This is a genomic window from Streptosporangium sp. NPDC006013 (genome assembly GCF_040614275.1).
Lineage (GTDB): Bacteria > Actinomycetota > Actinomycetes > Streptosporangiales > Streptosporangiaceae > Streptosporangium.
On record NZ_JBEXUE010000358.1, the window covers coordinates 1 to 10,568 of the forward strand.

General features: G+C 66.8%; 10 protein-coding genes. 4 read left to right on the top strand and 6 right to left on the bottom strand.

The genetic code is table 11. The features are described 5' to 3' along the window. Window positions 1-190: 190 nt before the first annotated feature. The 6 genes from ABZ260_RS37280 to ABZ260_RS37305 form a co-directional block, all read right to left on the bottom strand. Window positions 191-685 (bottom strand): hypothetical protein, encoded by a 495-nt coding sequence (locus tag ABZ260_RS37280; RefSeq protein WP_355626940.1) that lies wholly within the window; start codon window positions 683-685, stop codon window positions 191-193. A 148-nt stretch (window positions 686-833) separates the two neighbouring features. After that, window positions 834-1,304: a phosphotransferase gene (locus tag ABZ260_RS37285; RefSeq protein WP_355626942.1), complete on the bottom strand. Its 471-nt coding sequence runs from the start codon at window positions 1,302-1,304 to the stop codon at window positions 834-836. Between the two features lie 15 nt (window positions 1,305-1,319). Then, window positions 1,320-2,435, bottom strand: a complete 1,116-nt coding sequence (gene tgmC, locus ABZ260_RS37290; protein WP_355626953.1) for an ATP-grasp peptide maturase system methyltransferase — start codon at window positions 2,433-2,435, stop codon at window positions 1,320-1,322. A 27-nt stretch (window positions 2,436-2,462) separates the two neighbouring features. Next, entirely contained in the window at window positions 2,463-3,059 is a 597-nt protein-coding gene (locus tag ABZ260_RS37295; RefSeq protein ID WP_355626944.1) for a phosphotransferase, read from the bottom strand. 186 nt (window positions 3,060-3,245) lie between these two features. Beyond that, a complete protein-coding gene (locus ABZ260_RS37300; RefSeq protein WP_355626955.1) occupies window positions 3,246-3,605 on the bottom strand; it encodes an IS3 family transposase in 360 nt (119 codons plus the stop codon). A 163-nt stretch (window positions 3,606-3,768) separates the two neighbouring features. Then, a complete protein-coding gene (locus ABZ260_RS37305; protein ID WP_355626946.1) occupies window positions 3,769-3,990 on the bottom strand; it encodes a transposase in 222 nt (73 codons plus the stop codon). A gap of 240 nt (window positions 3,991-4,230) precedes the next feature. On the opposite strand from ABZ260_RS37305, the gene ABZ260_RS37310 reads away from it, so the two are divergent. The 4 genes from ABZ260_RS37310 (at window position 4,231) to ABZ260_RS37325 (ending at window position 10,541) form a co-directional block, all read left to right on the top strand. Next, window positions 4,231-6,789, top strand: coding sequence for a Z1 domain-containing protein (locus tag ABZ260_RS37310; RefSeq protein ID WP_355626948.1), 2,559 nt, complete (start codon window positions 4,231-4,233; stop codon window positions 6,787-6,789). Between the two features lie 17 nt (window positions 6,790-6,806). Next, the gene (locus ABZ260_RS37315; protein WP_355626957.1) at window positions 6,807-7,772 is read left to right on the top strand and encodes a PD-(D/E)XK motif protein; all 966 of its coding nucleotides are present in this window, start codon (window positions 6,807-6,809) and stop codon (window positions 7,770-7,772) included. Window positions 7,773-7,840: 68 nt separating this feature from the next. Further along, window positions 7,841-9,664 carry a hypothetical protein gene (locus ABZ260_RS37320; RefSeq protein ID WP_355626950.1) on the top strand — a complete coding sequence of 608 codons (1,824 nt, stop codon included), beginning with the start codon at window positions 7,841-7,843 and terminating at the stop codon, window positions 9,662-9,664. Then, window positions 9,654-10,541, top strand: coding sequence for a hypothetical protein (locus ABZ260_RS37325; RefSeq protein WP_355626952.1), 888 nt, complete (start codon window positions 9,654-9,656; stop codon window positions 10,539-10,541). Before ABZ260_RS37320 ends, ABZ260_RS37325 begins: the two co-directional genes overlap by 11 nt. Window positions 10,542-10,568 lie beyond the last annotated feature (27 nt).

The window sequence follows — 10,568 nt, forward strand, 5'->3', positions numbered from 1 at the left end:
CCTCGCCACCGGCAGCGCCGACCACAGCGTGAAGTTGTGGCCGACCCGCTGACCCAGTAGATCATCACCGCTTCAGCCCTACCGCCAAAATCCGGTCCGATCCTCCCCGGAGGCCGGTCCTGCGAAGCCGGCTCCTCCTGGTGGCGCAGCAGGTCGGCGCCGAGGAGTTGAGGTCACAGCCGGCGTGCCATCACCTCGGCGACATGACCGAGACGTTGTCGATGAGCTTCCTGAGCTCGGCTATCTGGTCACTTGAGAGGGTCACCGTGATGCGAGTCGTATCGTCCGCCATCCGTCGGGGTGCTCTGTCGAAGTGGTGGCTTGGTGAGGATCGCCACCTCCGGTCTTCCTCGCCGAAGATCACCAGCAGCGGCTTGCCGAGGACCGTCCGCCGATCCGGGAGCGCCTGCCGCTCCAGGTAGTCGCTGGACGCCTGCATTGTCGCGGTGAACGCGTGGTACGTCATACCGCGCACATCGTCCACGAGCTGTTGTGGGATCTGGTGGTCGGCACGGCTGAAAGCGGTGCTCATGGCCTGGCGGATCTGCTCGCCGGTCAGACGCGGCCACTGCGAGGGTCCGATGGCGGATCCCTGTGCGATGAAGGCGTCCATACGCGGTCCTGTGTTGATGAGCGCGAGCGCGGTCACCAGGTCGGGTCGTCGCGACTCGGCCTTGCCTCTCACTTGTCCCTGTAGGGCATCACTCGATGCGGTAGCCGCGGCCCCGGGAGATCTTGCTCCCTGAAGTGCCCCTCCCGAGCTGGTCGGCGAGAGCAGAGCGAAGCCCTACGGCGGCCTCATGCACGGTCACGTCAGGTCCTCCAGGGGCAGGTCAGCAGGAGCGATGCCGCACCCATGCTCGCCCGGCCTCGGCGGCCCGCGCCCGGAAATCGCGTCCTTCCACCGGGCCGAACCGCGCCTTGTACAGCCGGAACAGCGTCCACAGCGCGGCCAGGCCGGTGACGGCATCCGCGGGTGCGGACCACCAGGCCGGTACCCGGGCCAGCAACGCCTCGGTCTGCTCCGGGGTGTGACCCGCCTCGATGAAACGAGGAGCCAGCATGACCGCGTCCACCCACGCGGCACCGCGCACCGCGAATGCCCAGTCGATGACGTACGTTCGCCCGTCATCGATCCGGAAGTTGCCGGGGTGCAGGTCGTAGTGGAGAAGGGTGTCCCCCTCCAGCGCGTCGGGGCTGAACCTGCCGAGCGCCGTCTCGTACATGCTCCGGTACGGCAGCTCCCCGGCGAGCAGGCTCGCGGCCTTGGAGTCCAGCAGCCGGTCCGGCACGAGGGGCCGCACCGGCGGCCGGGAAACTCAGACGGGCAGGTCCCAGCCCGGCCCGCCGGGGTCGCCCAGCCAGACACGCTGACGGTCTCCACTCACGGTGAGCCCGTACGCCGACTGGTGCGGAGATCCCGCGGCCTGCCAGAGCAGGACGGCGTCCTCGACCGCGTCCCACAGCCGTAGCGGACCGTGCTGGCGAACCGTCCACCCACCCGCCGGGTCGGGCCGGGTGGTGACCTGCGAACCGGTGGCCACGTCCAGCAGGGCGACCTCCGCACCACCGCCCAGTTTCACCACCGACGGCGCGGCCAGCTGCCCCACGAACAGCCCGGCCGGATCGTCCAGGACACGCGGGTCCACCAGGCTGCTCCTGCCGTCGCCGATCCCGAGAAAGGGAGAAGACATCGGAGGCGGGCCATGAGGGCGGGCGGTCATGAAGTAGACGTCGTCCTCCAGGAACCGCCCACTGGCGGTGCCGTCGTCGGCAAGAGTGAGGTGCGCGAACGCGACCCCGCCCATCCACCCGGAAAGAGGGGCGGTGATCGTGCCTCCGTCGCGGACCTGCCACATCCAGGAAATCGGGATGTAGCGCACCGAACAGGTGGCGATCAGCCGGTCGTACTCGGCGTTCCCCTGGTAACCCGCGAGGCCGTCGCCGACCACGAGCGTGGGCGCGTACCCGGCGGCGGCGAGCGCGTCGCGAGCCCGCCCTGCCACGACCTGGTCGTACTCGATCGAGGTCACGGCCTTGTCGCCGAGCCGATGACACATCAGCGCCGTGGAGTAGCCGGTTCCGGTACCGATCTCCAGCACCTTCTCACCGCCGGAAATCCTCGTGGCCTCCAGCATTCGCACGACCAAGCCGGGCATCGTCGATGACGACGTGGGCGCCCCGCAGGCGAGACCACGCGCCTCCTCGACCATCACGCCGTCGACCTGCGTCACCCACGTCTCGTCGCGGTAGGCCAGCTTCAGCCATTCGTCCCCGGTCATCTCCTCGCGGCGCACCACCTCCCACCGATCGCCGTACTCGGTGGCCCTGGCGATCGCCGAGCCGAGAAAACATTCCCGGGGTACGGCCTCAATCGCCTCCCGCCAGGCCGGATCACAGGTGAGCTGGGCGGCGAGACCTACGGCTTCATGCATGCTCACGTCAGGTCCTCCAGGGGCAGGTCAGCAGGAGCGATGCCGCACCCATGCTCGCCCTGCCTCGGCGGCCCGCGCCCGGAAATCGCGTCCTTCCACCGGGCCGAACCGCGCCTTGTACAGGCGGAACAGCGTCCACAGCGCGGCCAGGCCGGTGACCGCGTCCGCAGGCGCGGACCACCAGGCCGGTACCCGGGCCAGCAGCCCCTCGGTCTGCTCCGGGGTGTGGCCCGCCTCGATGAGACGGGGAGCGAGCATGACCGCGTCCACCCACGCGGCACCGCGCACCGCGAACGCCCAGTCGATCACGTACGCTCGCCCGTCGTCGATCCGGAAGTTACCGGGGTGCAGGTCGTAGTGGAGAAGGGTGTCCCCCTCCAACGCGTCGGGGTCGAACCTGTCGAGCGCCGTCTCGTACACGGCCCGGTCCGGCAACTCCCCGGCGAGCAGGCTCGCGGCCTTGGCCTGCAGTCCCGCGATGTTCACCGCGACCTCCGGGACACCACCAGGACATGGGGTGAGCGCCTCGTTCAGGACGACCAGGGTGTCCAGCACGAGCGGCACGTCCGGCGAACCGGGCGACAGGTCGGCGTCCCGGCCGTCGACGTACTCGTGCAGCAGCACGATCCCCCCTCCACCTCGCCGTTGCACCGCAGGTGGGGGGCAGGCCAGGCGGCAGTACGGTACCTGCTCGTCGTTCCCGCTCGTACAGGGACGCGGCCGGGCCGGCGGTGGGGACGGCCTTGAGGAAGACGGTTCCGCCGTCCTCGGTGTGCAGCCGGGCGGCGAGGCCGGGCATGAGCCCTTTGGTCACCTCGCCGGTCTCTTGGCTAAGCCCTCCTTCTTCGCCCCGGCGGTGCCGGCCGCGCAAGCCTCCTTCACGGTCAGCCAGAGCCGGTCGGGGACCTGAACGGTGAACGCCCAGCCGACCAGGTCCTCCTTGGTCGCAACGTTGACCGGGGTGCGGCGCCCTCGCCGCCGGTAAGCGCCCTGCAGCCCGGCTTGGCGCATGAGCCGCTCGACGCGCTTGCGATTCACCGCCAGGCCCAGCGTCAACTCCGCATGCACACGCGGCGCGCCGTAGCTGCCGAGGAACTCGACATGAATCTCACGAATGATTTTCGCCAGCTCGATATTCGCTTGCTCGTGGACGTGGGTCGGCCGAGCCAGTCATGACATCCAGAGCGCGATACCTTCAGCACTCGGCAGGTCACCGCGACAGGGACATCGTCGTCGGCGAGTTTACGGACCAGCAAGTATGCTGTTTTGAGAGAACGTTCTCACGCGCGAAGTAAGCAGCCGCGCATTTCAGGATCTCATTTTTCAGTTCCAACTACTTGTTTTTGCGTCGCAGCTCGGCGACTTTGGCTTTCTCAACCGTCGTCAGCCAGCTCGATGTCCGGCCCTCCTGGTCGGCGTCGGCTTGAGCCAGCCATTTTCGCAGGCAGGATCCGCTGATTCCCAGCTCTCGGGACAAGGTGATGATCGGTTCGTCACCGAGTCGGGCCAGCGCGACGGCGTGCTCACGAAACTTAGGTGAGTGAGGTACGGGCACAGGTTTTCCTTCCCAACCGACACAGGACCGACTCAGACAAGGTATCCGTCCTGTGGGGAAAGATCAGTCGGTTGTGCGGCGGTCAACCCGCCGACTTGCGCATACCACATAATCGGGACATAACCACACAGCCCCATGACGCCTTCAGGCTGCCGAACTCCACGAGTTAAAGGTCAGCTTGGTCGCCTATGCCCTTATCCGCTAAATTTCTTTCCCTGACAGGGGAAAGGGTGAGGAACGTTGAGCCTGTACACCGTCTTCGCGGACTGGGCTAGACGCCACGGCGTCGAGGCAGCCGTCGCTAGCTTCTCGGACTCGTTGCCCGAGGAGATGGTCGACAAGTTCCGAGGCCAGTTCGAGGCTGACAGAGCGAAGGTGCAGGCCGGCGGGCCTCCGATCATCACGGCCGGTTCGGACGACTGGTACAGCGGCCCGGGTGAGGCCGACCGCTACTGGCTGGCCCTGAAGGACCAGTTCAAGACCGATAAGTGGCCTGACGAACGCATCAGCTCCGTGGACCACTCATCCAGCACCGTGGTCGCCCACACCCCACGACCGGACTCTTCCACATGGGACTCCAAAGGTCTCGTGGTGGGATATGTGCAGAGTGGGAAGACCACCAACTTCACCGCGGTCATCGCGAAGATGGCGGATGTGCGGTACCGCCTGGTCATCGTCCTGTCCGGCATCCACAACGGGCTGCGCCGCCAGACCCAGGTACGACTGGACCAGTACCTCAAGGACCTCAACCCCGACCGCTGGATGACACTGACCGGTGAAACCCAGGACTTCGTCGCACAGACCATTGAGGCGTCGGCCGCGCTCAGTGAGGAGAAGACGGTCCTGGCAGTCGTCAAGAAGAACGCGGCCGTGCTGGACAAGCTCATCAGGTGGTTGGACAAGCCGAACAGCCGGAAGGCACTCGCGTCCGCCCCCGTACTGATCATCGACGACGAGGCGGATCAGGCCTCGGTGGCCACGGGTCGGATCAACCCGCTCATCCGCAAGCTCCTGAACCTGATGCCACGCTGCACGTACGTCGGTTACACCGCGACACCCTTCGCCAACGTATTCATCGACCCCACCCAGGAAGACTTATATCCGAAGTCGTTCATCCTCAACCTGCCGCGTCCCGATGGCTACTTCGGCCCCGAGAAGATCTTCGGTCGCGATGCCGTGGAGTGGGAGACTGCCGACGAGCAGGGCCCACCGGACGGTTACGACATGGTGCGCCTGGTCGCCGAGAAGGATGTCCCGCTGTTGCGTCCAGGCAGCAAGGAGTCCGCGGATGGGTTCACCCCCACCATGATCGATGAGTTGGTGACGGCTGTCCGCTGGTTCTGGTTGGCCACAGCGGCACGACGGGCGCGTGGCGACGACGGCCACAGCACGATGCTCATCCACACGTCTGTGAAGATCGCGGTCCACGAGAGCTATCGGGACCCTTTGCGGTGGCTGCAGAAGCAGACCGTGGCCGGCCTCACGGCCGGTAGTCCAGAGGTCCTCGATGAGTGGCGCAACCTCTGGGAGAAGGAGTCGTCGCGAGTGCCCGCCGAGGACTTCGACCGGAATCAGAACACCTTCGACGAGGTTCTCCCGTACCTGAGCGAAGTGATCGCCACGACGCGCGTCGTCCTCGACAACTACCGAAGCCAGGACCGGCTCGACTACTCCGACCCCTCCGTGGTCGCCATCGCCGTCGGCGGCAACACCCTCTCAAGAGGGCTGACCCTGGAAGGGCTCGTCGTCAGCTTCTTCGTCCGAGGGGCGACGGCCTACGACACTCTGCTCCAGATGGGTCGCTGGTTCGGGTACCGGACCGGGTACGAGGATCTGCCCAGAATCTGGATGACACCGAGCCTCGCAGCGGCGTTCCGCCATCTCGCCACCGTCGAGCACGAGATGCGCGACGACATCGACCGTTATCAACGGGAGAACCTGACGCCGTCCCAGGTCGCGGTACGCATTCGGACGCATCCATCGCTGCGGATCACCGCCAAGTTGGGCGCTGCCCAGCCGGCCTTCATCTCCTACGCCGGGCGCCGGTTGCAGACCCGCTACTTCGAGCACCGCGACAGCGACTGGCTGGACAGCAACCGCCAGGCCGCGGAGAACCTCGTCCAGGAGGCGGTCCGGCACGGTCAGGTCGAGGACCTGGGTGCCGCCCGACTGATCCGCGACGTCCCGGTGTCGCTTGTGAAGACCTTCCTGTCCCGCTATCAGGTGCACGAGGACTCCCCGGACCTCGAACCGTCGCTCATGGTCAAGTACATCGACCGGCAGCTCACCAGCGACCCGCCGAGCCTGGCGATGTGGTCCGTCGCCGTCGTGACCGGTGAGGGTGGGGACGCGAGACTGGGCGGTCTCGACATCAAGTACTCGATCCGATCCCGGCTGAACGACCACCACGCCGAACGCGCGGACATCAAGACGCTGATGAGCAAGCAGGACCGCGCCCTGGACCTCGGTCTGACGGCCTCACAGGCGAGGGCGAAGAGCGAGAGCGAACTCGTCGCCCTGCGCAACAGCCACCCTGTCTGTCATGACCGCGGCCTGGTCGTCCTCTACTTGATCGACCCGACGAGCGAACCCGTCAATCAGCAGCAGAGCGGCGCCTCCGAGCATCCCCCGCGCACCGCGCTCGGCGCGGCGCAGCCTGTGGTCGGCCTTGGCATCACCTTCCCCGGGGACGTCCGGACGAAGAGTATCCAGGCTACCCACGTCGCAGTAGACCTCACCGACGTCGAGAGCGAGAACGTCGACGAGGCACTCGGCATCGACACCGAGGACCTGATGTGACGGGCGTAGAACCGACCGTGCTGGAACGTGCATGGGCGGTCCTGACCCGGCCGCGTGCCAAGGAACTCGTTTCCTTTCCTCTGGACGTGACATGCCATGCGGAGCCCTGCCGCGTGGCGCTCGACGGCACAGGTGCCCGACACCTCCTCGTTCCCGCCGGTGACGAGGACGTGTCCGTCGATCCCAGGCCGGCGGTGCTCAGCACCGTGGTCCGCAAGCTCAGCTTCGGCGGTGCTGCTATCGCATACGTCGACGTGTCCTGTGCGGAGCCTGATCTCTTCCCTGAGTTCAACGAGGTCGTGACCGACGTGCTGGAGGCCGTGGCGGACGCGCGGCGACCGGGGGACGCCGCGGTCGCCGCCATCGCGCGGTGGCGGCGACTCTTCCGGAGCAGCCTGCTGCGTGGACTATCGCGTCAGGCCAAGCTGGGCCTCTTCGCGGAGCTCGCCGTGCTCTTGGCCCTCGTCGAGGCCGATCCCGGTTTCCCCGTAGATGCCTGGCGTGGGCCGCTCAACGAACCGCACGACTTCGAGGCTGCCGTCCGGTGCCTGGAGGTGAAGGGCTTGAGCACCGCAGGTGACACCATCACCGCCCACGGGTTGGAACAGCTGGGCACCCACAATGGACGACCGTTGGACCTCGTCCTACTCCGCGTCGTGAAAGATCCCGAGGGGCGGACGTTGAGCGACCTCGTCGAACAGTTACGCGGCTCAGTGGTGTCACGGGCGAGCCTCCGCACACGGCTCTCGGCGGCAGGATGGTCGGGCCAGCCGGATCGACCTGACCTGGACACGTTCGCGATCGAGGAGGTACTCAGAATCGCGGTCGGTCCGGACACGCCTCGACTCGTCCCGTCGTCCCTCGTCACTGGCTCGCTTCCGAACGGCGTAGCGGACATCCGCTATGAGATCGAACTCACCGCTCTGCTCCCGTTCAGCACCGGTGCCTCTCTGGCCGAGATCGCGGAGGAGGCGGTCAGATGAGCGCTCGTTGGTGGTCGCAGCCGTTCGCACCGGAAGGCTCTGCGGTAGCAGAGGGTATCGTCAAGCAGTTGGGACGACCCGCGCTCGACCCGTTGACTGTTCTGGTGCGGGAGGCGGCGCAGAACAGTTGGGACGCGCATCTGTCCGACGGAGTGGTGGAGTTCCGCATCGACGTCCGTGTGCTCGGCGACGACGTTCACATCTGGCGTGACCTGCTGCTGCCGGGACCTCCGAAACAGTCGAACGTCGACCTCGATGGAGCCCTGCGCCCGGAGACCGTCGTGCTGGTGATCTCCGACCGCAACACCAGAGGGCTGGGCGGTCCGCTGCGCGCCGGTGAGCGCGCGCACGACGGAGAGACGCCTGACTTCGTGCAGTTCATCCGAAATGTTGGGGAGCCAAGCGACCACAAGTTCGGCGGGGGAACGTACGGATTCGGGAAGGGCATCTTCTACCGACTCAGCCGAGCCAGCGCGATCCTCGTGGACACGCACACCGCCGCTCACGGTCCCGACTCCCGTCGACTGATGGGCGCCGCGCTCGGTCACAGTTGTTATCTCGACGAGCGCCGTTTCACCGGCCGTCACTGGTGGGGCCTCGTGGCGACGGACGACGTGCCGGACCCGGTCGTCTCTCCTCATGCCGACGCGATCTCCAAGGCCTTGGGGTTACCGGGCTTCGACGACGGCGACACCGGCACCGATATCGTCATTCTGGCCGCCGACCTGGGAACTGTCGGATCCGAGACGGACGCTCGTGATCGGACCCCCGAGGAGGCCGCCACTTTCATCACGTCCTCCATCCTGTGGAACTTGTGGCCGAAGATGGTCCCGGACGAGGATGGACGTCACATGCGCTTCGTCGTGGGCGTCAACGGGTCGGCCGTCCCCGTGGCCGACCCTCATACCTTCGGCGAGCTCGCACCCTTCGTCGAGGCACTGCAAGAGGTACGAGCGGGTGACGGAGTCGCGTTCTCGCGTACCGTGCCGCCAAAGCACGCCGGCACCTTCGCCATGGCCCTGGGTGTCGCCGGAGGCACGAGCACGCGCCTCCTCGTCGGTGCGGCGAAGCCGTTCGAGGGTCCGTCCCACCACGTCGCCCGCATGCGTGTCGCCGAACTCGTGGTCGATTACCTTCCCGGTCCGCCCCATCCCGACCAACGCCTCGCCTACGCAGGTGTGTTCAAGGCGTCCGAGGACGCCGACGCGCTGTTCGCCTCCGCCGAGCCGCCCACGCACGACGACTGGATCTCCAAGGGGCTGACCGGAACCGCACGAGGGGTCGTGCAGGGAGCACGCACGTTCGTACAGAAGCAACTGGACGAACGACTTGGGCTCGGACCCCAGAGCGGTGGATCAGGAGGCCAAGGACTGGGGCAGTTGTCGGCGCTGCTCGCCAGCATCGTGCCCGCGCGGATGAGCCGACGGCCGAAAGACGACGAGTCGGGCGCCGGTGGCGGCGGAACCGGCGGAATCGGCACCGGAGGTGGCGACTTCGGCGGTGGTGGACGGGGAAGTACCGGCGGCCTCGAAGGCGGTGTGTCATCGCGCCGAGGAGGACGGCCTCGACTGCACGGAACCCCGATGTTGCTGATGCACGAGGGAGAGCCTTACTTGGTCGCCGCAGTCAAAGTCCCTGCGGCGGTCGCATCGAGAGTCCTCTCTGCCGACGTCGAAGTCGTCTTGGAAGGGGGAGGCCGCGAGAGCGAGCCCCCTCTCGGTGCCGCCGTTCCGCGGATCATGCAGTGGCAGTCCACCACCGGAGTCGTCGCGCGTGGAAAGACCGTCACGGTGCCTGCGGGCGAGGAGTCGGACTGGTACGTCTACGCCACACACGTACCCGACGCTGTCGTACGCTTCCGAGTGAGTCAGGTGACGTCCGATGCCGGCTGACGTTCGTCCCTACCTGGTCCCGCGTCAGGGCACTGTGGTCTGGGAACCGTGGTTCCTCCTCGACGCGGAGGAGTGGAGGCCCATGCCGGAGGCGGTCGACGGCTGGGACCCAGGCACTGATCTGCGGGCAGCACGTCGGGTGCGGGTTGACGTAGCGCGCTTCGTCCAGGAGACGGGGCTCCACCTGGCGGACGTCGCACTGACCGTCTCCTGGACCAGCTCGACCACCGACATGACCGAAGCCGCGCTGGCGGCGCGGTTCGACCCGAACGGCACGGCCTTGATCCATACGACACTCGTGGGCGAACGCCTGTCCGGAATCCTGTCACTCCGCAGCACCATCAGCCTCACCCGCGCCACCGTGGAGCGAGGGGTCGGCGTGGCCACGGTCCCCGGTTCGGTGCTCGCCGAGCACCTTCAACGGGTGGTGTTGGAAAGCATGTCCTCCATGTTCCCGGTGCACGAGATCGATTTCGCCCATACCCGGCTCTCCCCCACCGCCAGCTGGCACCTGGAGACGAGCACAGACCTGACCGCCCCCTTCTACGGCACGTTTCGCGTGCTCATCAACAAACACGACCGCGAACTCCGCACGGCGGTCACCCGTGGTGCCAAGGACAGACGCCAGCAAGCTTTGCTCGACGAACTCCAGGCAGGCGTCGCCGCGATGCTGCTGGAGCTCGCCTTGCACCTCCGCGCAGAGCTCGATGAACGTGAGGAATGGCCGCCCGACAGCGTCGGGGACGTGCTGGTGAGAACCTTCGCCGCGTCACCGTTGCATCTCTTCGCCCCACCCGCGGCGGTGGAGCTCGCGGAGTTCAGGACTCAGATCTCCGGCGCAGTGAGGAACCTCGGCAGGGGGCGGATTTTCCAGTGAGTGAATTGTGGCCCCATCTCCCCTCCG

Excerpts from the sequence above, each read along its gene's own strand:
- ABZ260_RS37325 (WP_355626952.1), top strand. The coding sequence starts at position 9,654 with ATGCCGGCTGACGTTCGTCCCTACCTGGTCCCGCGTCAGGGCACTGTG.
- tgmC (WP_355626953.1), bottom strand. The coding sequence starts at position 2,435 with ATGCATGAAGCCGTAGGTCTCGCCGCCCAGCTCACCTGTGATCCGGCC.